Annotated in this window: 16 protein-coding genes and 3 tRNA genes; 15 read left to right on the top strand and 4 right to left on the bottom strand. The window is 62.7% G+C overall.

What is annotated here, in order from left to right:
• The first annotated feature begins 167 nt into the window (after positions 1-167).
• From O0882_RS20040 to kefC, 7 genes are all read left to right on the top strand, one after another.
• Entirely contained in the window at positions 168-3,764 is a 3,597-nt protein-coding gene (locus O0882_RS20040) for an indolepyruvate ferredoxin oxidoreductase family protein (protein WP_289950823.1), read from the top strand.
• A gap of 123 nt (positions 3,765-3,887) precedes the next feature.
• Complete coding sequence (locus O0882_RS20045) at positions 3,888-5,411, top strand: S41 family peptidase (RefSeq protein ID WP_289950824.1); 1,524 nt, start codon at positions 3,888-3,890, stop codon at positions 5,409-5,411.
• Positions 5,412-5,574: 163 nt separating this feature from the next.
• Positions 5,575-8,298 carry a TonB-dependent receptor gene (locus O0882_RS20050; protein WP_289950825.1) on the top strand — a complete coding sequence of 908 codons (2,724 nt, stop codon included), beginning with the start codon at positions 5,575-5,577 and terminating at the stop codon, positions 8,296-8,298.
• A 122-nt stretch (positions 8,299-8,420) separates the two neighbouring features.
• On the top strand, positions 8,421-10,217 hold the full coding sequence (locus O0882_RS20055; protein ID WP_289950826.1) for a M14 family metallopeptidase: 1,797 nt from the start codon (positions 8,421-8,423) through the stop codon (positions 10,215-10,217).
• A gap of 85 nt (positions 10,218-10,302) precedes the next feature.
• Positions 10,303-11,469 carry a glycosyltransferase gene (locus tag O0882_RS20060; protein WP_289950827.1) on the top strand — a complete coding sequence of 389 codons (1,167 nt, stop codon included), beginning with the start codon at positions 10,303-10,305 and terminating at the stop codon, positions 11,467-11,469.
• A 10-nt stretch (positions 11,470-11,479) separates the two neighbouring features.
• Positions 11,480-12,052: a dual specificity protein phosphatase family protein gene (locus O0882_RS20065; protein WP_354670280.1), complete on the top strand. Its 573-nt coding sequence runs from the start codon at positions 11,480-11,482 to the stop codon at positions 12,050-12,052.
• Between the two features lie 62 nt (positions 12,053-12,114).
• Positions 12,115-13,938: a glutathione-regulated potassium-efflux system protein KefC gene (kefC, locus tag O0882_RS20070; protein ID WP_289950828.1), complete on the top strand. Its 1,824-nt coding sequence runs from the start codon at positions 12,115-12,117 to the stop codon at positions 13,936-13,938.
• A 24-nt stretch (positions 13,939-13,962) separates the two neighbouring features.
• Here kefC and pepF read toward each other — a convergent pair whose 3' ends face one another.
• The 4 genes from pepF to O0882_RS20090 form a co-directional block, all read right to left on the bottom strand.
• Positions 13,963-15,858 (bottom strand): oligoendopeptidase F, encoded by a 1,896-nt coding sequence (pepF, locus tag O0882_RS20075; RefSeq protein ID WP_289950829.1) that lies wholly within the window; start codon positions 15,856-15,858, stop codon positions 13,963-13,965.
• 174 nt (positions 15,859-16,032) lie between these two features.
• Positions 16,033-16,962 (bottom strand): tRNA 2-thiocytidine(32) synthetase TtcA, encoded by a 930-nt coding sequence (gene ttcA / locus O0882_RS20080; protein ID WP_289950847.1) that lies wholly within the window; start codon positions 16,960-16,962, stop codon positions 16,033-16,035.
• A 38-nt stretch (positions 16,963-17,000) separates the two neighbouring features.
• Positions 17,001-17,399, bottom strand: coding sequence for a dihydroneopterin aldolase (locus tag O0882_RS20085; RefSeq protein ID WP_046682033.1), 399 nt, complete (start codon positions 17,397-17,399; stop codon positions 17,001-17,003).
• Between the two features lie 58 nt (positions 17,400-17,457).
• Positions 17,458-18,246: an SDR family oxidoreductase gene (locus O0882_RS20090; RefSeq protein ID WP_289950830.1), complete on the bottom strand. Its 789-nt coding sequence runs from the start codon at positions 18,244-18,246 to the stop codon at positions 17,458-17,460.
• A gap of 74 nt (positions 18,247-18,320) precedes the next feature.
• Here O0882_RS20090 and O0882_RS20095 point away from each other — a divergent pair, with 74 nt between their 5' ends.
• From O0882_RS20095 to O0882_RS20130, 8 genes are all read left to right on the top strand, one after another.
• Positions 18,321-19,472 (top strand): SAM-dependent methyltransferase, encoded by a 1,152-nt coding sequence (locus tag O0882_RS20095; RefSeq protein WP_289950831.1) that lies wholly within the window; start codon positions 18,321-18,323, stop codon positions 19,470-19,472.
• A gap of 148 nt (positions 19,473-19,620) precedes the next feature.
• On the top strand, positions 19,621-20,697 hold the full coding sequence (locus O0882_RS20100) for a J domain-containing protein (protein WP_289950832.1): 1,077 nt from the start codon (positions 19,621-19,623) through the stop codon (positions 20,695-20,697).
• 63 nt (positions 20,698-20,760) lie between these two features.
• Entirely contained in the window at positions 20,761-22,356 is a 1,596-nt protein-coding gene (locus O0882_RS20105) for a DUF3369 domain-containing protein (protein WP_289950834.1), read from the top strand.
• A 122-nt stretch (positions 22,357-22,478) separates the two neighbouring features.
• A complete protein-coding gene (locus tag O0882_RS20110) occupies positions 22,479-24,125 on the top strand; it encodes a tetratricopeptide repeat-containing response regulator (RefSeq protein ID WP_289950836.1) in 1,647 nt (548 codons plus the stop codon).
• 233 nt (positions 24,126-24,358) lie between these two features.
• Positions 24,359-24,443, top strand: a tRNA-Tyr gene (locus O0882_RS20115).
• A 59-nt stretch (positions 24,444-24,502) separates the two neighbouring features.
• Positions 24,503-24,576 (top strand) — tRNA-Gly (locus tag O0882_RS20120).
• 43 nt (positions 24,577-24,619) lie between these two features.
• Positions 24,620-24,694: transfer RNA gene (locus O0882_RS20125), tRNA-Thr, on the top strand.
• Between the two features lie 88 nt (positions 24,695-24,782).
• The coding region (locus O0882_RS20130; RefSeq protein WP_017452634.1) for a GTP-binding protein at positions 24,783-24,902 on the top strand (120 nt) is incomplete at its 3' end.

The raw sequence follows: 24,902 nt of genomic DNA on the forward strand, positions 1-24,902 counted from the left end.
AAGTGCCCGCCCGGGAGTGCAGTGCAGCAAAAGAACTGTGCGCATTCCTGTGGTAGTCTACGACAAACAAGTCATTTTTCCGCACCGGCGCGCTCATAAAGCCCAGCCGGTACGTGTGAGTTCAACCGACTTTGCACGCGTAGCACAGAGAATAATGGAGACAAGTAATGAATGCACCAATCAAGGGCTCGAGTCTTGAGCCGGGCGCGCCCGCGTCTGAAATTTCCCTGAACGACAAATACACGCTGGAGCGTGGCCGCGCCTTCATGACGGGCACGCAAGCGCTGATCCGCCTGCCCATGCTGCAGCGCGAGCGCGATTTGAAGGCTGGCTTGAATACGGCCGGCTACATCACCGGTTACCGCGGTTCGCCCGTGACGTCGGTCGACATGACGGCGATCAAGGCCAAGAAATATCTCGACGAGCACCACGTCAAATTCCATCCCGGCCTGAATGAAGACCTGGCCGCCACGGCCGTCTGGGGCACGCAGCAAACGAATCTGTTCGAAGACGCGAAATACGACGGCGTGTTCGGCATGTGGTACGGCAAGGGCCCCGGCGTCGACCGCTGCGGCGATGTGTTCAAACACGCGAATAACGCCGGTTCCGCCAAGCATGGCGGCGTGCTGGTGCTGGCCGGCGACGACCATGCGGCCAAGTCCTCGTCCACGGCGCACCAGTCCGACCATATCCTGAACGCTTGCGGCATTCCCGTGCTGTACCCGTCGTCGGTGCAGGAATACATCGACTACGGCTTGCACGCCTGGGCCATGAGCCGCTACACGGGGCTATGGGTGTCGATGAAATGCGTGACCGACATCATCGAGTCGGGCGCCGCCGTCGATTTCGACCCGGACCGCGTGCAGATCGTGCTGCCGACGGATTTCGAGCTGCCTGCGGGCGGCCTGAACATCCGCTGGCCCGACACGGTGCTGGAACAAGAAGTACGCATGAACAGCTACAAATGGTATGCGGCGCTGGCGTATGCGCGTGCCAACAAGCTCAATAAAATCATCTGGGACAGCCCGAAGGCGCGCATCGGCATCATCACGGCCGGCAAATCGTATCTGGACACGCGCCAGGCGCTGGCCGATCTCGGTATCGACGAGCAGACGGCATCCGACATCGGCATCCGCCTGTACAAGATCGGCATGACCTGGCCGCTGGAAGCGGATGGTGTGCACGAATTTGCCAAGGGTCTCGACGAGATCCTGGTGGTGGAAGAAAAGCGCCAGATCCTCGAATACGCGCTGAAGGAAGAACTGTATAACCTCAAGGATGGCGAGCGTCCGCGCGTGGTCGGCAAGTTCGACGACACGGGCGAATGGAGCAACCAGAAGGGCACCGGTCACGGCGACTGGCTGCTGCCGGCCACGTATGAACTGAACCCGGCCATGATCGCGCGCGCGATCGCCAGCCGCATTTCGCGCTACTACGCCGGCCACCCCGTCGAGCAGCGCGTGAAGGAGCGCATCGCCTACCTGGAAGCCAAAGAGAATGTGCTGAAAGCGATCAGCGTGAAACCCGATCCGCAGAAAGACCGCACGCCGTTCTTCTGTTCCGGCTGTCCGCACAATACCTCGACCAAGGTGCCGGAAGGTTCGCGCGCGCTGGCCGGCATCGGCTGTCACTACATGGTGCTGTGGATGGACCGCGAAACGTCGACGTTTACCCACATGGGCGCGGAAGGCGTCACCTGGGTGGGGCAGGCGCCGTTCACGAATGAAAAGCACGTGTTTACCAACCTCGGTGACGGCACGTATTTCCACTCGGGCATCCTGGCCATCCGCGCCGCCGTCTCTGCCAAGGTGAATATCACCTACAAAATTCTGTTCAACGATGCGGTGGCCATGACGGGCGGCCAGGAATTCGATGGCCCATTATCTCCGGCCATCATTTCGCGCCAGATCGCCGCCGAAGGCGTCGGTCCCATCATCGTCGTCACCGATGAGCCGGAAAAATACCCGTCCGATTACGCCTGGGCCGAAGGCGTGACCGTGCGCCACCGTTCGGAACTGATGGACGTGCAGCGCGAATTGCGCGACATGCCGGGCGTGTCGGCCATGATCTACGACCAGACCTGTGCCTCGGAAAAACGCCGCCGCCGGAAACGCAATGAATACCCGGACCCGGCCAAGCGCGCCGTCATCAACGAAGCCGTCTGCGAAGGCTGCGGCGACTGCTCCGTGCAATCGAACTGCCTGTCGGTGGAACCGCTGGAAACGGAACTGGGGCGCAAGCGCCAGATCAACCAGTCGTCCTGCAACAAGGATTTCTCGTGCACGACGGGTTTCTGCCCCAGCTTCGTGACGGTGGAAGGCGGCGGCTTGAAAAAGCCGAAAAAAGCCGCTGCCGCCGACAAGGACGCACCAGCCGCGCCAGCCTTGCCGACGCCAAGCATTCCTTCGACGGCCGAGCCGTTCGGCATTCTGGTCACCGGCATCGGCGGCACGGGCGTGGTCACTGTCGGCCAGATCCTGGCCATGGCGGCGCACGTGGAAGGCAAGGGCTGTTCCGTGCTCGACATGAGCGGCCTGGCGCAAAAGGGCGGCCCCGTGATGTCGCACGTGCGCCTGGCAGACCGCCAGGAAGACATCCACTCGACGCGCGTCGGCACCGGTGCGGCCGACCTCGTGATCGGTTGCGATTTGATCGTCACGGCCAGCCGCGACGCCCTGTCGCGCATGGGAGAGGGCCGCAGCTGGGCCATGATCAACTCGACCAGCTCGTCGACGGCCGCGTTTGTGAAAAACCCGGACTGGCAATTCCCCGGTGCTTCCGCGCGCATGGAAATCGAAAAGGCCTGCGGCACGGATTACGTCGATTTCATCGATGCGGGCCAGATCGCCACGGCGCTGATGGGCGACTCCATCGCGACGAATATGTTCATGCTCGGTTATGCCTGGCAAAAGGGCAAGGTGCCGTTGACTGAGGCGTCGATCATGAAGGCCATCGACTTGAACAACGTCTCGGTGGCGTTCAACAAGGCCGCCTTCAACTGGGGCCGCGCGGGCGCCCACGATACGGCCAGCCTGGTGCGCATGACGACGCCAGCGAAAGTGGTGGAATTCAAGCGCATCGACACGCTCGACGACATCATCGAAAAAAGAGTCGCCTTGCTGACGGCCTACCAGGATCGCGCGTATGCGCAGCAATACCTGGACTTCGTCGGACAGGTGCGCGCCGCCGAAAGCGCCCTGAATGGTCCGCATCTGCGCCTGACGGAAGCCGTGGCCCGCTACTTCTACAAGCTGATGGCTTACAAGGACGAGTACGAAGTGGCGCGCCTGTACACGGACGGCGCCTTCCAGGCGAAGATCGCCGCCATGTTCGAGGGCGACATCAAGCTCAAGTTCCACCTGGCGCCGCCGATCATGGCGAAAACGGATGCCCAGGGCCATTTGATCAAGAAGGAATATGGCCCGTGGATGCTGAAGGCGTTTGGCGTGCTGGCCAAGTTCAAGGGCTTGCGCGGCACGGCCTTCGACGTGTTCGGCCATACGGCCGAGCGCAAGACGGAGCGCGCGCTGATTCTTGAATACCGCGCGACGGTGGGCGGCTTGCTGCCGAAACTGACGACGGCCAAGCTGGCGCAAGCCGTGGCCATTGCCAGCATCCCGGAAGACATCCGCGGCTATGGTCACGTGAAGGAGCGTCATTTGAAGGCGGCGAAAGAGAAGGAAGCCAGTTTGCTGATCGCCTTCAACGCGCCGACGCCGCTGCCGCCCGTCGTGGCAGCGCCTGTGGCGGCCAGCGTGGCGTGATGGTTTTAGTATGACGTTGTAACAATGGCGCCTGCGGGCGCCATTTTTCTGTGTCAAAGAAAACAACGCTTGCTTGCAAAACGCATTATAATTTTTCGATAATTTCTTTTCGGAAAGTTTATCATGCGTTCCCTGCGCTTTTCTTCCCTGCCTGTGCCCCTCGCTCGTCCTGTTGTCCTTTCCATTGCGCTGCTGTTGAGTGCCTGCGGCGGTGGAGGTGGCGGCAGCGACAGCGCGGCCATCGTCCCGCCCGTCACGCCGACGGATCCTGCGGCGCTGGTCGCTGCATCGACGGTGGCGAACCGCTGCGAGGCACCGCGCAGCGGCAGCAGCATCGACAAGCCGGGCACCTTGCTCGATGAACTGACGTGGGTGCGCAGCTGGATCGATGAAACGTATCTGTGGTACCGCGAAGTGCCGACCTCGTACCAGCCGCAAAGCTTCACCACGCCCATCGCGTATTTCGACGTGTTGAAAACAACGGCCACGACGGCGTCCGGCAAGCCCAAGGACCAGTTCCATTTCACGACTCCAACGGCAGAGTGGGAGAAGGCGCAGAATGGCATCGAACTGGGCTACGGCATGCTGCTGGCGCTGACGCGTAACACGCCACCGCGCAAGGCGGTGATCTCGATCGTCGAACCAGGTTCGCCGGCGGCCCTGGCGGGCTTGCAGCGCGGCGACCTGCTGCAAACCATCGATGGCGTTGATTTCGTCAATGCCGCGGACGCGGCCAGCGTGAAGATCATCAACACGGGCCTGTTCCCCGAGGCGCAAGGCACACATGCGCTCAGTTTCAGCCGTGACGGAACGGTGCGAAACGCCACCCTGCAGGCGGTCGAGGTCAGCACCAGCGCCGTGCAGAACGAGCGCATCATCGACACGCCCACGGGCAAGGTGGGCTATCTGACCTTCAACACCCACAATAATGTCGCCGAGCGCCAACTGGTCGAGAGCATGCGCCGCTTCCAGGCGGCCGGCATCAGCGACCTGGTGCTCGACGTGCGCTACAACGGCGGCGGCTATCTGGATGTCGCCAGCGAACTCGCTTACATGATTGCCGGCCCGCAAGTCACCACCGGCAAGACCTTCGAGCAGGTGCTCTTCAATGACAAGACCCGGCCGAAAGCGCCCGTGCCATTCCATGCGCAAAGCCAGGGTTTTCCCGGCCCGAATCCCCTCCCCAAGGGCACGCCCTTGCCCTCGCTGGGGCTGACGCGGGTGACCTTGCTGACAACGGGCAATACCTGCTCGGCCAGCGAAGCCATCATCAACGGCTTGCGCGGCGTGAATGTGCAAGTCAACCTGATCGGCGGCACGACGTGCGGCAAACCCTACGGTTTTTACCCTGCACCGAATTGCGGCACCACCTATTTCGCGGTGCAGTTCCAAGGCGTCAACGCCAAGGGCTTTGGCGACTTTGCCGATGGCATGGCACCGACCTGCGACGTGACGGATGATTATCAGCACCAGCTGGGCGACGCGGCGGAAGGCATGCTGGCGGCGGCGCTGCGCTACCGCAGCAGCGGCAGCTGCACGCCGGCCACAGGCGCGACCAGGCTGTTGAGTTCGATGCAGAGTCCGGCCGACACGGCCATGCGTCTGCTGCGGCCGGCCTACAAGGAAATTGCCATCATTCGCCATTAAAGCGTTTGCTTCTGCCATGATCTTGCGATAGTGCCTGGCGTTTTCCTGCTCATGAATCTTTCCATATAACAATTTTGATATATGGAAAGATGAATCCATTCGTTCTGTAATTGCTGGCATCTTGATATCTTTCACCTTCTCCCTAACCTTGAGAAGCCCAAAGATGCCTATACAATTCAAGTTACCACCGCTCACCGTAGCCGTACTGGCCATCCTGGGCGGTTCCGCGTGGCAGGCGCACGCACAGACGCAAGCGCCCGCAGCGGATCAGCAGCCAGCGGCCACCCCGCCAGCCGTCGTGGTCACCGGTTCGCGCATTCCCCGCGCCAGTCTGGAGGGACCATCGTCCGTCACCATCCTGACGGGCGATGAAATCACCAAGCAAGGGTACAAGAACGTCTTCGATGCGCTGACCAACCAGGTACAGAACAGCGGCTTTACGCAAGGCGAGGACTTCGGCAACACCTTCACGCCGTCGGCCAATACCATCAGCCTGCGCGGCTTGGGGCCGAACCATACCCTGATCCTGTTGAACGGCCGCCGCCTGGCCGACTTCCCCGTCGCCTATGAAGGCACGGTCAACTTCACCAACCTGGCGAATATCCCGTCGAGCATCGTCGACCGTATCGAGATCCTCAACGGCGGCGCCTCGGCCATCTATGGCTCGGACGCGATCGCCGGCGTGGTCAACGTGATCCTGAAAAAGCAGACGGAAGGTTTCGATATCAACGTCAAGGCGGGCGGCACCACGCGTGGCGGCGCCGGCAACCAGCGCGTGCAGCTGACGGGCGGCGGCAATTTCGACAAGCTGCATACCTTGTTCAGCGTGGAGCTGAGCCAGCGCGATCCGCTGTCTAGCCTGCAGCGTGACTTCATGGCCACCCGCTCGGGCACGCCGACGAATATCGCGTCGCGCCGCGTGGTGCAAGCAGGCACCTCCGGCACTTACGTGGATTTGGGCGACACCTGCAAGCAGTTCGGCGACCTGTTCGGCGGCAGCGTCGTCAAGTACAAGGCGAAGAACGGCAGCTATTGCGCCAGCCCGAAAGTGGGCCCCACCTACTGGACCACGCAAACGAAGAACCGCAGCCAGAACGTGTTCGGCAGCGCCAACTATGAGCTGTCGCCGGAAACGACCCTGTTCGCCGATTTCCTGATCGGCAAGAACTCGACCGAGAACAATACGCGCGGCCCGACATGGACGTCGTCGTCGACGGGCAGCAGCTATTTCCGCAATCAGAATACGAACCGCTACGAAGCGTGGACGCGTTATATCTCGCCTGAGGAAATGGGCGGCGTGGAGCGCTACAACCGCAAGTGGGACGACCTGGCCACCGCCATCTCGCTGGGCGCCAAGGGCCGCATTCCCGGCACATCATCCTGGCAGTATGAAGCGAACTACAACGCCTCGGTGTACAAGAGCGAAAGCCACACGCCGCGCGCGCTGGCCAATATCGACAGCTTCTTCCTGGGCCCGAAACTGGGCACCGACGCAGCCGGCGTGCCGATCTACGCACCGGATCCGGGCCGCTTGTCGCGCCGCGTGACGGCGGCCGAATTCGACAGCATCACGGGCAATTCCGACAGCGACGACAAGGCCTGGACGAACACCCTGAGCCTGGCCACGAATGGCGACCTGTTCCAGCTGCCCGCTGGCGTGGCAAAGATCGCCACCATCGCCGAAGTGGGCAAGCAGGGCTTCAGCAATGTGCCCGATGCGCGCCTGAACGACGGTTATTTCAACGTCGCCACCAAATCCGATATCACGGCCGGCACGCGTACCCGCTATGCGCTGGGCGCGGAAGTGAACCTGCCGTTGCATGAAAAGCTGACCGGTACCCTGGCCGGCCGTTACGACCGCTACAGCTTTGCCGGCCGCAGCGATGGCAAGTTCACCTACAACGGCGGCCTGGAACTGCGTCCCGCGCCGGAGCTGCTGTTCCGCGCCAATTACGCCACCAGCTTCCGCGCGCCGGACATGAACTACATCTACAAGGCGCGCGGCACCGGTTACTACTCGAGCACCACCGATTACTACCGCTGCGGCGCTGCCGGACAGGCCATCGAGGACTGCGACTACGCGAATAAATCACCTGGCGCCGACTATGTGCAGAACGGCAGCAAGGATCTGCGGTCGGAAAAGGGCAAGTCGTTCGGCGTGGGCGCCGTCTGGTCGCCAAGTTCGAATTTCGACGTCTCCGTCGATTACTGGAACATCAAGATCGACGACCTGGTGACGAACCTGAGTGCCGACAGGATCCTGCGCGACGAAGCCGATTGCCGCCTGGGCAAGCTCGACATCAATTCGCCTACCTGCGCCGATACCCTGGGCCGCGTCGAGCGTTTCGCGGCCAATGCCCTGAACCGCGCCGGCGAGATCAAGACCATCACCGTCAATCCGATCAACGCGGCCAAGCAGAGCAGCAGCGGTATCGACATCAGCGTCAAGTATTTGCTGCGCACGGCGGACTATGGCCGCTTTGCCTTCAAGGCCAATTACGCCAAGGTGCTGAGCAATAAATCGCAGCAATTTGCCGGCGACGAAGAGATCGACGAGCTCAAATCGCTGAACAATTCGGATTGGCGCGACAAGCTGAACCTGAGCGTCAACTGGGCTGCGGGCGACTGGTCGAACACCTTGCTGGTCAGCCGCTATAGCAAGATCCCGAACGGCGGCGGTACCGGCTACCTGACGCCGACGGCGCTGGCCAACATCAGTACCGTGTACCGCATCAACGACCGCGCCACTTTGTCGCTGATCGTCAACAACGTGTTCGACAAGATCAAGCGCGACGACAGCGGCGGCTGGCCGTACTACCCGGTGGGCAGCTATAGCCCGCAAGGACGCCAGGGTTGGGTAGAATTCAACTACCATTTCGGTTCGTAATTTACTTGCCAGAGCAAGGCCGGAGCAGCTGACGCTGTTCCGGCTTTTTTATTTTTCGCTGCGTTTTTAGCTGACCGCGCCTCTATAATTGCCCGCTTGTCCCTCTTGATGGAGCTAGTCCGATGCTACGCCGTGTCCTGCTGTCCGCCGCCGTGTTTTCCCTGTTTGCCGTCAACGCGCACGCCGCACGCGATATGCGGCTGTTTTCCCTGAAGACGGCGGCCGAGTACTCGGGTTTCAGGAATACGGGCCGCTACGAGGAAGTGGAAGCCTTGTGCCGGCGCTTCGAAGACCAGTATCCGAAACAGGTGCGCTGCTTTGAATTTGGCCGCACGCCGGAAAACCGCCCCATGCTGGCGCTGGCCGTTTCCAGCACGGGCGCGCTGACGCCGGAGGCGGCCAGGCTGCGCAAGCTGCCGGTGCTGCTGGTACAGGGCGGCATCCATGCGGGCGAAATCGACGGCAAGGATGCGGGCTTCCTGGCCCTGCGCGAAGTATTGGAAGGCAAGGCGGCCGCCGGCGCGCTGGACAAGCAGGTGCTGCTGTTCGTGCCCGTGTTCAATGTCGACGGCCATGAGCGCTTCGGTAACTGGAACCGCCCAAACCAGCGCGGGCCGCAGGAAATGGGCTGGCGCAGCACGGCGCAAAACTACAATCTGAACCGCGAATACATGAAGGCCGATACGCCCGAGATGCAGCACATGCTGGCGCTGGTCAATGCCTGGGATCCGCTGGCGTATGTCGACCTGCACGTGACGGACGGCGCGCAGTTCGAACCCGATATCTCGATCCAGGTCGAACCCGTGCATGCGGGCGATGCGGCCTTGCGTGCGGCGGGAACGGCGCTGCGCGACGGCGTGCTGGCCGACCTGGCAAAGCAGGGTTCCGATCCGAAGCCGTTCTACATGTCGTTTGCCGAAGAAGACAATCCGCAGTCGGGTTTTGTCGATTCGACGCCGAACCCGCGCTTTTCGCACGGTTATTTCATGTTGCGTAACCGTTTCGGCGTGCTGGTGGAAACCCACTCGTGGAAGGACTACCCGACCCGCGTGCGCATCACGCGCAATACCATCATTTCCCTGCTGTCGCAGATGGCGCAGCACGGCGCCGCATGGCGGCAGAGCGCCATGGAAGCGGACCTGCGCGCGACGCAGCTGGCCGGCAGCACCTTGCCGCTCACGTATAAAACCACTGAGAAAAGCCGCATGATCGCGTTTCGCGGCTATGCCTATACGCGCACGCCGTCCGAGGTGTCGGGCGCGCTGATGACGCGCTATGACGAAAAGACGCCGCAAATCTGGAACGTGCCGTTGCGCGACGAGATCGTGCCCGACCTGCAGGTGGCCACGCCGAAGGCCGGTTACCTGGTGCCACGCGCGCAGGCGGCCATGGTGGGCGCCAAGTTGCGCCAGCACGGCATCGCCTACCAGGAAATGCGCAGCATCTTCGCCAGGCAGAATGTGGAAGTCTTCCGCGCCACGCAGGTGAAGTTTGGCGCGCAGTCGTTCGAGGGACGCCAGACGCTGGCGGTACAGGGCGAATGGCAGAAGGAAGAACGCCTGGTCGATGCGGGCGCGCTGTACGTGCCCGTCAACCAGCCGAAGGCGCGCCTGGTGATGGCGCTGCTCGAGCCGCGCGCGCCGGACTCGCTGCTGGCCTGGGGCAGCTTCAATACGGCGTTCGAGCGCAAGGAATACATGGAGGACTATGTGGCCGAGGATGTGGCACGCGCGCAACTGGCGGCCGACCCGGCGCTGGCGGCGCAGTTCCGGCAGAAGCTGGCCGACGAACCCGAGTTTGCCAGGAATCCGCATGCGCGCCTGGAGTTTTTCGCCCGCCGCCACGCCTCGTGGGATGAGCGCTTGAACCTGTATCCGGTCATGCGCGTCGACGTGGCGCCCGTCAGTTTCATGGATTGACAAGGCTCATGATGAGCGTGACGCGGAAATGCTATTCTTTCTATCCTCCGCGTCAGCGCCCACCTGTTCCATGTATCGGTTTCCCATGACAGAAAAAAAACAGAAAAGAATTCTCCTGTTGAGCGTCTCGGCCGGCGCTGGCCACCTGCGCGCGGCGCAAGCCATCGAGGCGTATGCCACGCAGGATGACGGCGGGGGGAGTGCCGCCATCGCCAGCCACCTCGATGTGATGGATTTCGTCACGCCCGCGTTCCGCAAGCTGTACACGGATTTTTACATCAAGCTGGTCAACAAGGCGCCCGCGCTGTGGGGCTATCTGTATCACGCCAGCCACGATGCGCCGCGCGACAGCTCGATGCAGCGTTTGCGCCGTGGCATCGAGCGCCTCAACACGCGTGCCCTGATGGCGCAGATCGCCGCCTTCCAGCCCGACGCCATCATCTGCACGCATTTCCTGCCGGCCGAGCTGCTATCGCGCGCGCTGCGCAAGGAACAGCTGGCCTGCCCCATCTGGGTGCAGGTCACCGATTTCGACTTGCACCGCATGTGGGTGCACGAACGGATGCGCGGTTATTTTGCCGCCACCGACGAGGTGGCGTTCCGCATGCGCCACGAAGGCATCCCCGCCGAGCGCATCCACGTGACGGGCATCCCCATCATGCCCGCGTTTGCGCAGGTGCCCGAGCGCGTGCAGTGCGCGCAGGCATTCGGCCTCGATCCGCAGCGCACGACGATCCTGCTGATGGGTGGCGGGGCAGGGCTGGGCAGCCTCGATACCGTCGCCGCGCGCCTGCTGGCGCTGGACGGCGACTTCCAGTTGATCGTGCTGGCGGGGAAAAACGCCGCCGCGCTGGCGGCGCTGCAGGATCTGGCCGGCCAGTACCCGGGCCGCCTGCTGGCGCAAGGATTTACCCGCGAAGTAGAGCGCCTGATGGCGTGCGCCGACCTGGTGATCACCAAGCCGGGCGGGCTGACCACTTCCGAATGCCTGGCGCTGGGCTTGCCCATGATCGTCAACGCGCCGATTCCCGGCCAGGAAGAGCGCAACGCCGACTATCTGCTGGAGCAGGGCGTGGCATTGAAAGCGTTCGATGGCGTGACCCTGGAATACCGGGTGCGCCTGTTGCTTGAGCACCCTGAACAGTTGCAAGCGATGCGCGCAAAGGCGCTGGCGCTGGGCCGCCCGCGCGCCGCTTTGGACGTGCTGGCGCAGGTGCTGGACGACGGTCGCGCTGGCGCCGTTCTGCGATAACAAGGAAGCCATGATGTTGCATGCAGTACTACTGACCCTCGCCCTGGGGCTGGCCGCCGCGCCGGCCGGGGCACAATCATCGTCGCCACGCCCTGCGGACTGGGCGACGCCGCTGCCGCAGGTGTCGAACCTGCACCAGGTCACGCCGGGCCTGTACCGCAGCGCCATGCTGGACAGTGCCGACGTGGCCCAGCTGCAGGCGCTGGGCGTGAAGACGGTGATCAGCCTGCGCTCCTTCCACTCCGATACGCAGGTGCTCGATGGCAGCGGCATCCGCGCCGTGCGCATTCCCATCAATACCTGGGCCATCGGCGACCGGCATGTGATAGCGACCATGCGTGCCATCCGCGCCGCCGGGCAGGATGGGCCCGTGCTGCTGCACTGCCTGCACGGCGCCGACCGCACGGGCATGATGGCCGCCATGTACCGCATGCTGTACCAGGGCTGGCCGCGCGAGAAGGCGATCGATGAGCTGAAAAATGGCGGTTACGGCTACCACGCCGTGTGGAAAAACATCGAACGCTATCTGTCGCGCGTGAATCTCGACGAACTGCGCGCGCGCATCGACGCTCCGCAGCCTTGACCCCCGCCGGCGCGCCACTTCAGGCATGATTGCGATTCCAATCACGTTTTTCCGGAATCCGCATGGAACACCACAGCTTTCTCATCAACATACTGTTTTACCTGGTGGCGGCCATCATCATGGTGCCGCTGGCCAAGCGCCTGGGCATGGGCGCCGTGCTGGGCTACCTGGTGGCCGGCGTCGTCATCGGTCCCTGGGGTCTGGGCCTGATCAAGAATGTCGAGGTGATCCTCAGCTTTTCCGAATTCGGCGTGGTGCTGCTGCTGTTCCTGATCGGCCTGGAGCTCGAACCCAAACGATTGTGGCTGCTGCGCCGGCCCATTTTCGGCTGGGGCGGGGCGCAGGTGGGCGTCGTCAGCGCGGGACTGTGCGCCGTGGCCATGGCCTTTGGCGTGGACTGGCGCACGGCGCTGGTGGGCGCGCTGGGGCTGTCGCTGTCGTCGACGGCCATCGTGCTGGCCACCCTGGGTGAACGAAAATTGATGAGCACCCCGGCCGGTTCCGCCGGCTTTTCCATTTTGCTGTTCCAGGATATCGCCGCCATTCCCATGATCGCGCTGGTGCCGCTGCTGGGCGGCCTGGTCACGCACAGTGGTGAGCCGGGCTGGCTGCGCGTGGCCAAGCTGGCCGCCGTGCTGGCGGCGCTGGTGATCGGCGGGCGCTTTCTCGTCAACCCCATCCTGCGCTTCATCGCCAAAACGGACTTGCGCGAAATCTTCACGGCGTTTGCCCTGCTGCTGGTGATCGCCATTTGCGTGCTGATGGAATCGGTGGGCCTGTCGATGGCGCTGGGCACCTTCATGGCGGGCGTGCTGCTGGCCGATTCCGAATACCGCCATGAACTCATTTCCGACCTGGAACCGTTCAAGGGTTTGCTGCTGGGCCTGTTCTTCATCGCCGTGGGCATGTCCGTCGATTTCGGCGTGCTGCGTGCCCAACCCTTGCTGATCCTGGCCCTGGTGGCCGGTCTGCTGGCGGTCAAGATCGCCTTGCTGTACGGGTTGTCGAAGTTTGTCGACATTCCCCGCGGCCAGCAGCTGTTCTTTGCGCTGCTGCTGTCACAAGGGGGCGAATTCGCCTTCGTCGTGTTTGCCGCCGCCGAAGCCGCACACGTGTTTGCGCCGCAGACGGCCGCGCTGCTGGTCGTGGTGGTGACCCTGTCGATGGTGGCCACGCCCTTGCTGCTGCTGGCGCACGACAAGTTCGTCGCGCCGCGCCTGCAAGGCGACAAGAAGCGCCGTCCCGATGACCATATCGAGGCGCAGGACAATCCCATCGTCATCGCCGGTTTCGGCCGTTTCGGCCAGATCATCGGCCGCCTGCTGGCGGCGAACAAGATTGGCGTGACGGTGCTTGACCACGACCCGGACCAGATCGAGCTGCTGCGCAAGTTCGGCTTTAAAGTGTTTTATGGCGACGCCACGCGCGTGGATTTATTGGTGGCGGCCGGTATCGAGAAGGCGAAGGCGCTGGTGATCGCCATCGACAATGTGGACGACAGCCTGGCGCTGGTCGATGCCGTGCGCCTGCGCCTGCCACAGCTGACGATACTGGCGCGTGCACGCAACGTCACGCATTACTATGAATTGATGAAGCGCGGCGTGACCATCATCGAGCGCGAGACTTTCGCCGCGGCTTTGCTGCTGGGCGAGCAGACCTTGCGCCAGGTGGGATTCAGCGCGGAACGGGCGCAGCGCGCGGCCGGCATCTTCCGCGCGCATAACCTCAAGACCCTGCTGGAAGTGGCGCCGCACTTCCAGGACCAGCAAAAAGTCATGTCCCTCACGCGCCAGGCGCGCGAAGAGCTGGAAGACATGTTCGAGAGCGATGCGGCGGCGTTTGCGGCGGCGGAAGTGGAAACTCCGGGGTCAGACCCTCGGGTCTGACCCCAGCCGTTCAGACGTTGGGTTTTACTTCCCCCGCTTCGCTTCAATCGTCTCGATCTGGTCCATGATGCCGTTCATGCGCGCCACCAGCGCCTGGTACGGTTTCGGCGAGGCCAGGTCGACGCCGGCCGCCTTCACCAGCTCATACGGGTAGGCCGAGCCGCCGGAACTGAGCATTTTCAGGTAGGCGCCCAGGGCGCCCGGTTCCTTGTCGAGGATGCGCTGCGCGAAATCCTGCGCCGCCGCGATCGAGGTGGCGTACTGGAACACATAGAAGCCGTGATAAAAATGCGGCACGTAGGCCCATTCCAGCGCGTAGGCGGGATCGATCTTCATGACGCCCTGCGCTTCGCCGTGGTAACGCTTGAGGATGCCGGCATAGATGGCCGTCATCTGCTCGCCCGTCAGCGACTCTCCTTTATCCACCTTGCCGTGGATGGCCGCCTCGAATTCGGCAAACATGGCCTGGCGGAAGAAGGTGCCGCGCAGGTTTTCCAGCGCCGCGCCCAGGTACAGCAGGCGTTCGTCGTCGTCCCTGGCCTGTTTCAGGCGCGCGTCGAGCAGCAGCGCTTCGTTCGTCGTCGAGGCGATTTCCGCCACAAAAATGCTGTACGGCGCATAGATCGATGGCTGTGCCTTGTTGGCCAGCACCGAGTGCATGGCGTGGCCCCATTCGTGTGTCAGGGTGCTGACGGCTTCGTAATTGTCCGTGTAGTTGAGCAGCACGAAAGGGTGGACGTCATACGCGTCGCCATTCATGTAGGCGCCCGCCACCTTGCGCGGACGCGGGTAGACATCCATCCAGCGCGCCTCCACGGCCGACGTGAGGGCTTTCACGTAGTCTGGGCCCAGCGGCGCGACGGAGTCCAGCATCATCCGCTTGCCGTCGGCCAGCGGGAAGCTGCGCTCGCTTTTCAGCAACGGCGCATAGACGTCGTAATACGCCAGGTCTTTCACGCCCAGCATGCGCGCGCGCAGCTTGAAGTAGCGGTGCAGGGTGGGCAGGTTGGCGTTGGTTTGCTCGATCAGGGTCTGGTAGACGGCCGGCGGCAAATTGTCGGCGTCCAGCGCGGCGCTCTGCGAATCGGCGTAATGGCGCACCTTCGCATACGCGGCATCCGTTTTCAGCTGGCCGTACAGGGTTTCGCCGAACGTGCGTTCATACTCTTTCCATTTGCCGAAGAAGGCATCGAACACCAGCTTGCGGTCGGCGCGCTGGTCGTCGCCGCGGTATTTGGTATAGGCCGCCTGGTCCAGCCGCACTTGCGTGCCATCCGATAATTTGACGGTCGGCCACGGGATTTCCGCATTGGCCAGGGTGCGGTAGATGCTGGCGGCCGAGCTCGTCGCCAGGCCGAATTGCGCCACCAGCTGTTCGCCGGCCGCGTCGAGCGTGTGCGGCGCGCTGCGCAGCATGTTGCTCAATTGAAAACGGTACAGCTGCAAACCCTGGTCCTTGGCCAGCATGGCATCAATGCGCTTGGCGCCCAGGGTGAGGATTTCCGGCTGCAAGAAGGTCGTTGCTTGGGTGAAGTCGTTGCCCAGCAGGGCGGCGCGCTGGTTCAGCTGGTTGCCCTTGCTGTCGCCCGTGTCCTGGTCGTAGTACTGCGCCGCATAGGTATAGAGCGTGTTGACGCGCTTGCGCGCATCGGCGACCAGGTCCAGGCAGCTTTTCAGGCGGGCCGGCGAGGCTTTCAATTGCCCCTTGCAGGCGCCCAGTTGCTGCAGCTGGGCCGCCAGCTGTTTCGCATCGGCGTCGAACGCGGCGTCGTTTTGATACAGCGCCGTCAGATCCCAGCGGTCGGCCTGGCGGTCGGTGGGCGCGGGAGCAGGAGCAGGAGCAGGAGCGGCGGAGGCGGTGGCGAGGCCGAGGGCCAGCAGGGAGAACAGCAGGGGGCGCTTGAGCGCGGATGGCGTCATGGTTCATTCCAGTGAGGTTGTCGGAAGAATGCGTGCAGACCGCCGGGCAGGAATGCGCGCGTGACACATCGCGTACCGGCAGAGCTGACTACGGTACAGCAAATGGACGCAGGGGGAAAGAGGAGGGATGCCGCCACCTGGGCGGTGGCGGCGAAACAAGCTTGTAACAGCGGCTTACAGCGCCTGCAGCGGGATCGTACCGAACGTGGTCGGCGTCGAGCACGGCTCTTCATCGAAGGCGATGTCGCCCATGGGGCTGGCCACGCCATCGGCCTTCAAGTCCTTGAAGCCGAACAGTTTCGGGTCCATCAGGTGCGATGGCGCCACGTTCGACAGCGCCGAGAAGATGCTTTCCACGCGGCCGGGGAATTTCTTGTCCCATTCGCGCATCAAACCCTTGATCTGCTTGCGCTGCAGGTTTTCCTGCGAACCGCACAGGTCGCATGGGATGATGGGGAAGCCCTTGACTTCCGCATAGCGCTGCGTGTCTTCTTCCTTCACGTACGCCATCGGGCGGATGACGATGTGCTTGCCGTCGTCCGATTGCAGCTTGGCCGGCATGCCCTTTAATTTTCCACCGAAGAACATATTCAGGAAGAACGTTTCCAGGATGTCATCGCGATGGTGGCCGAGGGCGATCTTGTTGGCGCCCAGCTCATCGGCCACGCGGTACAGGATGCCGCGGCGCAGGCGCGAGCACAGCGAGCAGGTGGTCTTGCCTTCCGGGATCAAACGCTTGACGATGCTGTAGGTATCCTGGTTTTCGATGTGGAAGGCCACGCCCAGTTCCGTCAGGTAGGCGGGCAGGATTTCCGGTGGGAAGTTCGGCTGCTTCTGGTCGAGGTTGACGGCGACGATATCAAAATGAATCGGCGCGCGTTCGCGCAAGGTCATCAGGATGTCCAGCAGCGCGTAGCTATCCTTGCCGCCGGACAGGCAGACCATCACCTTGTCGCCGTCTTCGATCATATTGAAGTCGCCGATGGCTTGCCCCACCAGGCGGCACAAGCGCTTGTGCAGCTTGTTGTTTTCCAGGGCGATCTTTTCCGCCTTCTTGCGCGCCAGTTTCTGCGCTTCCACATTGGCCGGGAATTCCACGGCCATGGTCGTCGTTTCCATCACTGCGGCATTGCTCATGTTGTTCATGCTTCATCCTTGATCTTGAATACTTCCACGCCCACGCCTTCGCAGTCGGGATACACGTCCGGCTTCATGCTCGATACGCGCGCGGCGCGCACGCGCGGGTGCGCCAGCATGGCGGCGAGCACGTCGTCGACCAGGCTTTCCTGCAGCTGCACGTGGCCTTGCGCCATACGTTTGGCGATGGTTTCGCGCATGAAGTCGTAGTCGACCACCTCTTCCAGTTGGTCATCCTTGGGCGTCGACAGAGCCAGGGGAATGTACAGGTCGACGTTGATGAGGACGCGCTGCTCGCCCTTTTTCTCGAAGTCATAGACACCGATGTTGATGAGGACTTCGTAATTGCGCAGGAACAGGCGGCGGCAATCGGCCAGGCGAGGGTGAGACAGGGCGGACGACATAGTTTTACCTTTTAGGGGATGCTGGAATGCTAATGTTTTTATTGGGTAGGACTGCTGATTATTTGGTTAAAAACATGACGTCGCGCGGCAAGCCGATCAAATGCTGGCCGCCATCGACCAGCAGGGTCGTGCCCGTCAGCGCGCGCGCGCCGGCCACGTAACAGACGCTGTCGGCCACATCCTCGGGCGTGCTGGAGCGGCCCAGCGGCGTGTTTTCATGCGCCTTGGCAAAGTTCGCTTCCGTCTGCTCGCCGGAGACCATGGTGATGCCGGGGGCGATGCCCACCACGCGCACTTTCGGCGCCAGCGCCTGGGCCAGCATGGTGGTCGCCGACAGCAGCGCCGCCTTGGACAGGGTGTACGACAAAAAATCAGGATTGAGATTGTACAGTTTTTGATCGAGCAAGTTGATGACCACGGCTTGTTCGCCTGCCGGGGTGGCCTGGTACAGCGCTTGCGCCAGCAGGATGGGGGCGGCCAGGTTGGCGTGCATGTGGGCGTCGAGCGCGGCGACGGAAAAATCGCCCGCATTGTCGTATTCAAACAACGATGCGTTGTTGACCACGCAAGTAACCGGCCCCAGCGCCGCCTGTGCCTGCGGCAATAGCTGGCGCACGGCGTCTTCCTGCGCCAGGTCGCAGGGGAATGCTTGCGCGCGGCGGCCCAGCGCCGTGATTTCCGCCACCAGGCTGAGGGCTTCCTCGCGCGAGTGGCGGTAATGGACGGCGATATCCCAGCCGTCGCGCGCCAGGCCCAGCGCGATGGCGCGGCCGATGCGGCGCGCGGCGCCCGTGACGAGGGCGACGCGGGGAGTGCTGTCGAATGGCGTTGTCGTTGCTTCTGTCATGTCTTTGCTATGGTTGAGATATTCGGTGGATGCCACACTGGCGGCATGCGCCGTCGATTCGCTACAATGCGGGTATGTCTCTTCCCGTACCCGATAGCGACGCGCTGGCCGCGTCCCATGCCTTGCAGCACCAGATTGCCGCCGAAATCGCGCGCAATGACGGCGCCATTCCCTTTGCCCGCTTCATGGAGCTGGCGCTGTATGCGCCTGACCTGGGCTATTACAGCGGCGGCGCCGCCAAGCTGGGCAAAGATGGCGATTTTACAACCGCGCCAGAGATTTCGTCCCTGTTCGGCGCCACCCTGGCCCATGTGGCAGCCGCTATTATGGCGCAAACGGCCCCGCGCATCCTCGAATTCGGCGCCGGCACGGGCAAGCTGGCCTGCGACATCCTGACGGAAGCGGCCAGCGCCGGCATCCATGTGGAACAGTATGCGATCGTCGAGTTATCCGGCGAATTGCGCGCGCGCCAGGAGCTGGCGCTGGCCGCCTTCCCGCAAGTGGTGTGGTTCGACGGTTTTCCCGACAGTTTCGAAGGCGCCGTGTTCGGCAATGAAGTGCTGGACGCCATGCCCGTCAACCTGATCAGCAAGACCCCCGCCGGCTGGTGCGAACTCGATGTCAGCATCGCCGATGGCCAGTTCGTGTTTGTCGAACGCCCGGCCGGCGCCGACGTGGCCGCGCAGATCGCCGCCCAGGTGCCCGAGGCCGATGCCTTGCCGGTCGGCTATGTCAGCGAAATCCACGGCGTCGCCTGCGGCTTCATGCGTTCGCTGGCGCGCATGCTGACCAATGGGAAGGGCGGCGCGGCCGTGCTGTTCGACTATGGTTTCCCGGCGCACGAGTATTATCTGGACTTGCGGGCCACGGGCACCCTGATGTGCCATTACCGCCACCACGCCCATGCGGAACCGTTTTATCTGCCCGGCTTGCAAGACATCACGGCCCACGTCGACTTCACGGCCATGGCGGTGGCGGCGCAGGACGCCGGCCTCGATGTGCTCGCGTACATGAACCAGGCGTCCTTCCTGCTGGGCGCTGGCATCGGCGACTTGCTGCTGCGCACCGATCCTGAGCAGGTCAAAACGTACTTGCCGCAGGCCAGCGCCGTGCACAAGCTGGTCTCGCCGGCCGAGATGGGGGAATTGTTCAAGGTGCTGGCGGTGGGGCACCGCGTGGCGTTGCCGGAAGTCCTGTTGTCCGCTGACCGCAGTCATCGCTTGTAATCGCGGCAATATCAAGACAGGGGAGTGTCGCCCTGTAATTTCCTGTCCGCCGGTGGTTATTATCTTGTCATATCGTTTATGATGACCGACACAGCACGGTTCCATCCTGCAAGAACCCGTCGCCGCGCACCGATTTCAAGATAGAACGATGGGAAAGATACATACACACTATGACAACCTGAAGGTGGCGCGCCTGGCGCCGCAGGAAGTCATACGTGCCGCGTACAAAGCCCTCAGCCAGAAATACCACCCGGACAAGAATCCCGGCGACGAAAAGGCCGCCCGCATCATGGCGATCCTCAACAGCGCCTATGGCACCTTGTCCGATCCGCAACGCCGCAGGGAACACGACGAGTGGATCGCTGCCGAGGAGTGGGAAATCGAATGGCTGGAAAGCACCCATCACGAAGAAGGCAAGGGCCGCGATGGCCGCGCGAAAGGCCATGCCCAGTCGCATGAGCACGCCTGGGCGCAGGATGTGCCGCCATCCAGGGGCAAGCCGCGACGCGGCCTGCAGCCCGTCTGGCGCAACTGGCGCTGGTGGCTGAGCCTGCTTGTCTGCCTGTTGCTGGGCTGGTTGGGCGCCTTGCTGATGCTCGATACCTCCCAGCCCGTGCCGGTCGCGCTGGCATCGGCCTGGAGCGGGCTGTCCCATGATGGCGCCCAGCCCCATGCGCCAGCGGCCAGCGCCGCGCCGCCGTCATCGAAAGGCGAAGCAGTGGCAGTCGACAGCTGGGCGGTGGGCAAGCCATATGCACCGGAACCCCAGGAAGCGAAGACGCCCGAGATCCGCGTGCTGGCCGTTTCCCAGCTGAGCCTGAAAGCCATCCAGCCCGCCTGCGATGGCACAGGCAAGGCCGAGTCCGCAGCGCTGGTGGCGCCGAATGGCGAGCCCTGGCCGACGCATTCCGGCTATGTCGATGGGTTCCTGATCGGTAACAAAGGCGAAGAGCTGGCCATCAGCATCGACAACAGCCACAATGCCGCGCCCATGTTCGTCAAACTGTATGACACGGAGCGGCGCTCGAACGTGCGCTATCTGTACATCCTCGCGAACGACAAACTGCTGGTGGAACAGCTCAGCGCTGGCAAGTATGAAGTGCGCTACCAGGCGGTCGGGCCGGGCCAGGACAATTGTGGTGGCAGCACGCGTGGCGGCGCATCGGCGCCGGCGCCGGCCGTTGGCGAGGATGGCGTGAAGAATCCTGTTGTAAGCGGCATCTAATCTGATTATGCTTGATATGCGTCAACGCAGCGTCCACATCGACCTTATCCATTAGGAGTATTCATGACCGACCTCACAGCCGATGCAGATGATAACTGGCTGCTCGACGAAGATGAGCCGGTGGCCAGTCCTGCCGGGCTGGCCGCGCCTGACCAGCGCCTGTGGCGTGTCCTGATCGTCGATGATGATGTCGATGTGCATGCGGTCACGCGGCTGGCGCTGCGCAATGTCAGTTTCAAGGGGCGCGAACTGGAACTGTTCTCCGCCTACAGCGGCCGCGAAGCGTATGACATCTTGCGTGATACGCCCGATATCGCGCTGGTGCTGCTCGACGTGGTGATGGAAACGGATGATGCAGGCCTGATCCTCGCCAAGCGCATCCGCGCCGACCTGAACAACTCCATCGTGCGCGTCGTGCTGCGCACGGGCCAGCCGGGCCAGGCGCCCGAGCAGCGCGTCATCATCGAATACGACATCAACGATTACAAGGCCAAGACGGAACTGACGACGCAGAAGCTGTTTACCACCGTCATCTCGGCTTTGCGTGCCTACGAGAGCCTGATGATGCTCGAGCGCAGCCGCATTGGCCTGGGCAAGATCCTCGCCGGCGCCACCAATCTGTACCAGATCCATTCGCTGCGCGAATTCGCCTCCGGCGTGCTGAACCAGGTCAGCGCCATCCTCGACGTGGGTGCCGACGGCGTGCTGTGTCTGATGCAGGGCGGCGCCGGGCGGCCCGAGGTGGTCGCCGCCACGGGCACCTATGCCATGCTGGCCGAGTCGGAAGCCATGCCGGCCGAACATGCGCTCACCGCCACCATCGCCAAGGCGTTTGCGGAAAAGCGCAGCCAGTTCGAGCATCCGGCCAATGTGCTGTTCATCCACACGGAAGGCAACCGCGAGCTGGCCATCTCCGTCACGCCGCCCTGGCCGCTGGCGCAGATCCAGCGTGACTTGCTGGAAGTATTTTGCCAGCGCATCGCCGCCGCCTTCGACAACCTGTACATGTTCGGCCAGCTGCGCAAGGCGCAGGAAGCGACCGTGGTGGCGCTGGCCGACCTGGCCGAGTTCCGTGACAGCGACACGGGCGGCCATGTGCGGCGGGTGCAGCAATTGTCCGACGCCATCACCCGCCGCATGCAGCAGCGCGGCGTGTATGCCGACGAGCTCACGCCGCAGCTGCTCGACATGATCGGCCTGGCCAGCATCCTGCACGACGTGGGCAAGGTGGCCACGCCGGACGCCGTGCTGCTCAAGCCGGGCAAGCATACGGACGAGGAGCGCACACAGATGCAGCTGCATGCCAGCGTCGGGCGCACCATCCTCGAGCGGGCCGCCAACATGGTCGACGGCGTCAGCTACCTCACATATGGCGCGCAGATCGCCGGCGGCCACCATGAACATTTCGATGGCGCCGGCTATCCGAATGGCCTGAAGGGACGCGACATTCCCTTGGCCGCGCGCATCGTTGCCGTGGTCGATGTTTTTGACGCCTTGCTGCATGAGCGGCCCTACAAGGAGCCGTGGCCGTATCCGCAAGTGCGCGAGTACATCGAACAGCGCAGCGGCAGCCAGTTCGATCCGGAGGTGGTGACGGCGCTGCTGGACCTGATCGACAACGAGCCGCAACTGTGGCATCCGGAGCGCGCCACTGCCTGAGTTGGCGTTTTTCGGCAGCACACCATTCCCTTGCGCGCGGCGCCGTCATATACTCGGCTGCCTCATGCTGGCCGGCGCCACGCACCAGTGTGGCGCGCCGCGGAGTTTTCGGACATTACGACATGAAAGAACTCAAGGGCCTCAGCGCACTGATCATCGAGCCGCATCCGGGCATGCGCGCCAGCTTGCACAATATGCTCAACCTGTGCGGCCTGGCGAAGATCGATGACGCGGCCAGCTCGGGCCAGGCGATCCGCATGCTGGGCAGCAAATCGTATGATTTGATCCTGTGCGAATATGACCTCGACGGCGGGCAGGATGGCCAGCAGATGCTGGAAGACTTGCGCCATCACAAATTGATGCATGCGTCGACCATGTTCTTCATGGTCACGGGCGAAGGCAGCTTTGCCAAGGTAGTCAGCGCCGTCGAGCTGCTGCCCACCGATTACATCCTCAAGCCCTTCACCGCTGAGAACATGCTTGAGCGCATCGGTCGCGCGCTGGACAAGCGCAATGCCTTCGTGCCCGTGTATGCACTGATCGACGTGGGCAATGAGCGCGCGGCGATTGCCGCCTGCGCCGAGGGCGCCAGCCTGTATCCCCGTTACGCCACCGATTTCCTGCGCCTGCGCGCGGAATTGCATTTGCTGCTGGGCGAGGCGGCCGACGCCGAGCCGATCTACGCAGCCCTGTACCAAGCCAAGTCCATCGGCTGGGCGCGCCTGGGGCAGGCCAAGACGCAATTTCTGCTGGGCGAGTACGCAGCGGCACAGGGCACCTTGGAAGGGTTGCTGGAAAACAATAAGCGTTTTCTCGACGCGTATGACTGGCTGGCGCGCACGCACTTGGCGCAAGGCAAGCCGGAACTGGCGCAGGCGGCCCTGAGCGAGGCGGTGGCCCTGTCGCCGCATGCCGTGCGCCGCTTGCGCCGGCTGGGCGAGGCGGCCCTGGCGGCCGACGATATCGAGATGGCGGAAAAAGCCCTGAAGCTGGTGGTCAGCAAGGCCAAGTATTCGGAGTTCCGTGACCCGGAAGACCATGTGCGCCTGGTGCAGACCCTGGTACGCAAGGGCGACCCGCTGCAGGTGGGCGCCGTGATCCGCGACCTCGACAAGTCGATGGGAGGGCAAAAGAATGCGGAGCTGTGCAGCGCCCTGTGCAGCGCCATGCTGCATGCGCATACGGGCAACGAGGAACGCTTGCAGCAATCGCTCGACGCCGCCCTGGCCGCCAACCGGCATAGCGTGGGCAGCTCGAATACGCTGAAAACGGAGCTGGCGCGCCACTGCCTGGCGCATGGGCGCGAAGACGGCGCGGCCGAGGTGATGCGTGAAGTCATGCGCAATGCGCCCGACAGCGCGGCCATGACGCGCGCCATGGCCGTGTTCGAACTGGCGGGGCGTGAGGAGCTGGCCAAGGCGCTGGCGCGGCAAAGCCGCCAGGAAGTGGCCGATATGGTGGCAGCGGGCGCCGCCAAGGCGGGAGACGGCGATTTCCGCGGCGCCGTCGATCTGATGGGCGAAGCCGTCACACGCTTGCCCGACAATCCGCAAGTGGTCTTCAATGCGGCCGTGGCGGTACTGAAATGCCTGGAACACGAAGGTTGGGATGAGCGCATGGGGCAGCAGGCGCTGACGTTTATTGCCGGTGTGCGCCGCCTGGACCCACGCAACCCCAAATTGCCCGTGCTATCGGGCTTGCATCAGCAGTTGTTGCGTAAATATAAGCCCCTTGGCAACTCCTGGATGCATCCGCCTGACGCCCGGTGAAAGGGAGAAATACGAGGCGAATGACGGGAAAATGCGGCTTGCAGCCAGGGGCGATAAAAAAATGCGAAAAAAAGTCGACTTTTTCACGCCAACCCTTGCACATTCTCAAATCGGGAGCTTATAATCACGCCCCGAAGCAGCCAACTTCTTCTTTATACGCAAATGCAGCAGTCAGGCATCAGTAAATAAGGTTGACAGTTGTGAGTAGATGCTTCATACTCTGCGGTTCCCGCGGAGGGGTGGCCGAGTGGTTAAAGGCGACAGACTGTAAATCTGTTCTCTATGAGTACGCTGGTTCGAATCCAGCCCCCTCCACCAAGTTTTTGCAAGGAAAACTGGGTAGTAGCAAGTAAGTGAAGATAAGTGAACGATACCTCGCGGGTGTAGCTCAATGGTAGAGCAGAAGCCTTCCAAGCTTACGACGAGGGTTCGATTCCCTTCACCCGCTCCAGTTTCCGTTCAGATGCTTGATGCATCGCATGCAACAAATTACAGCCCTTGTAGCTCAGTGGTAGAGCACTCCCTTGGTAAGGGAGAGGCCACGTGTTCGATCCACGTCAAGGGCACCAGAATTCGCAGCAGGCAGCACAGAAGCAATTCAAACCAGACCGTCGGGCGTGTGCCTGAGCAATCTAATCAAATCATTAGGAGTTCAAAATGGCAAAAGGTAAATTCGAACGGACCAAGCCGCACGTCAACGTCGGCACCATCGGCCACGTCGACCACGGTAAAACCACGCTGACCGCTGCAATCGCAACGGTTCTGTCGAAGAAATTC

Origin of the sequence: Janthinobacterium sp. SUN073 (genome assembly GCF_030397665.1) — a bacterium.
In the GTDB taxonomy this organism is placed as follows: domain Bacteria; phylum Pseudomonadota; class Gammaproteobacteria; order Burkholderiales; family Burkholderiaceae_D; genus Janthinobacterium.

Coding starts and splice junctions, on each gene's coding strand:
- O0882_RS20040 (WP_289950823.1), top strand. CDS start 168: ATGAATGCACCAATCAAGGGCTCGAGTCTTGAGCCGGGCGCGCCCGCG.
- O0882_RS20045 (WP_289950824.1), top strand. CDS start 3,888: ATGCGTTCCCTGCGCTTTTCTTCCCTGCCTGTGCCCCTCGCTCGTCCT.
- O0882_RS20050 (WP_289950825.1), top strand. CDS start 5,575: ATGCCTATACAATTCAAGTTACCACCGCTCACCGTAGCCGTACTGGCC.
- O0882_RS20055 (WP_289950826.1), top strand. CDS start 8,421: ATGCTACGCCGTGTCCTGCTGTCCGCCGCCGTGTTTTCCCTGTTTGCC.
- O0882_RS20060 (WP_289950827.1), top strand. CDS start 10,303: ATGACAGAAAAAAAACAGAAAAGAATTCTCCTGTTGAGCGTCTCGGCC.
- O0882_RS20065 (WP_354670280.1), top strand. CDS start 11,480: ATGATGTTGCATGCAGTACTACTGACCCTCGCCCTGGGGCTGGCCGCC.
- kefC (WP_289950828.1), top strand. CDS start 12,115: ATGGAACACCACAGCTTTCTCATCAACATACTGTTTTACCTGGTGGCG.
- pepF (WP_289950829.1), bottom strand. CDS start 15,858: ATGACGCCATCCGCGCTCAAGCGCCCCCTGCTGTTCTCCCTGCTGGCC.
- ttcA (WP_289950847.1), bottom strand. CDS start 16,962: ATGGCCGTGGAATTCCCGGCCAATGTGGAAGCGCAGAAACTGGCGCGC.
- O0882_RS20085 (WP_046682033.1), bottom strand. CDS start 17,399: ATGTCGTCCGCCCTGTCTCACCCTCGCCTGGCCGATTGCCGCCGCCTG.
- O0882_RS20090 (WP_289950830.1), bottom strand. CDS start 18,246: ATGACAGAAGCAACGACAACGCCATTCGACAGCACTCCCCGCGTCGCC.
- O0882_RS20095 (WP_289950831.1), top strand. CDS start 18,321: ATGTCTCTTCCCGTACCCGATAGCGACGCGCTGGCCGCGTCCCATGCC.
- O0882_RS20100 (WP_289950832.1), top strand. CDS start 19,621: ATGGGAAAGATACATACACACTATGACAACCTGAAGGTGGCGCGCCTG.
- O0882_RS20105 (WP_289950834.1), top strand. CDS start 20,761: ATGACCGACCTCACAGCCGATGCAGATGATAACTGGCTGCTCGACGAA.
- O0882_RS20110 (WP_289950836.1), top strand. CDS start 22,479: ATGAAAGAACTCAAGGGCCTCAGCGCACTGATCATCGAGCCGCATCCG.